This window comes from Thermus arciformis (genome assembly GCF_900102145.1).
Classification (GTDB): domain Bacteria; phylum Deinococcota; class Deinococci; order Deinococcales; family Thermaceae; genus Thermus; species Thermus arciformis.
This window is the reverse complement of sequence record NZ_FNBC01000087.1, coordinates 1-1,074: the sequence shown is the minus strand read 5'-3', so window position 1 is coordinate 1,074 and position 1,074 is coordinate 1. Positions and strand designations below refer to the sequence as shown.

Annotated in this window: 1 protein-coding gene; it reads left to right on the top strand. The window is 63.0% G+C overall.

The annotated features are described in order from the left end of the window. Nucleotides 1–171 precede the first annotated feature (171 nt). Nucleotides 172–711, top strand: coding sequence for a hypothetical protein (locus BLP62_RS13435; protein ID WP_143004387.1), 540 nt, complete (start codon nt 172–174; stop codon nt 709–711). Nucleotides 712–1,074 lie beyond the last annotated feature (363 nt).

The following is a 1,074-nucleotide window of genomic DNA, read 5'->3' as shown; positions in this document are numbered from 1 at the left end:
GCTGGAGAAGATGCTTCAGGAGCGGTATGCCCCCCGTACACAGACTCTTACACATAACTCTTGACACGACCGTCTTCATCTACCCCAAAACCCGTATACCGGAAGTCCGGCGAGGATCTTCAGGCCAGCTTCAGGTACCTTGCAGAGAATTTCAATGGAGGTGATGGAAGGATGCGCAGGTACATGTGGCTTCCCGTCCTCGGCATAGGCCTCGCCCTAGCCCAGACCGCCCAGGCTCCCGATCCTACCCAATACGGCTTTCCCCAGGTGGTGGCCTCCGTAATCCTGAACCCGTGGGACTACTTGCGCCTGGGCCTTGGCCCCCTGGTCCTCACGGTGCCCGACAAGGCCTTCGGCCAGGACCCCGTGCGGCTGGAGCTTTTGGTGGGCGACCCCGCCTACTGGCAGGCCTACGCCCCCAAAGGGGAAAAGGTGGTCTACGCCTTCGCCCTCCGGGTGACCGACCTCAAGACGGGGGAGCGAGTTCTGCGCTTCGCCCGTCCTCTCCACCTAAGCTTCTACAGCGAGGAGATCGGCGAGAAGGCGGGCTACTACGATGTGGTCCTTGCCAACCCACCCCAGGTGAGTCCCAACCCCGTGAAGCCCGCCATCCGGGTTTATCCCCTGCGTTCGCGGCACCAGGTAGGGTGGCTCTCACACCCCCTGGCTGGGGCCACTGTGGGCTGGCTCATCACCGTACCCGCTCCTTAGTGGGTTAAGTACCCCACCGCGGCTTTCGCCGCGGTGGGGGCCCCAAAAGGACCTTCCCAAGCCTTATTTCGGGCAAACCGTGTTGCGAAATCAACGTGCAGCCACGTGGAGGACTTTTACGACAGCCTCTAGGGCAAGCCCACCTCATCCCCCTCGGTGGCGAAGGCCTTGCCTTGCTGCTCCAAGTGCCCTTCTTGGACGAGGAGGGGGAAAGGGCAGAGCCGACTTCTTCCTCACCTCCTAAAAGTCTTGCGAAACCAGAGCGCAGGCGCTTACCCCCTCCAGAGCCGCTCCATCACCGCCCCGAGGGGAGCGGCGAGGACCCCCTCCCCCACGGGGAAGGCCTCCCCTCCCGGGTAAACC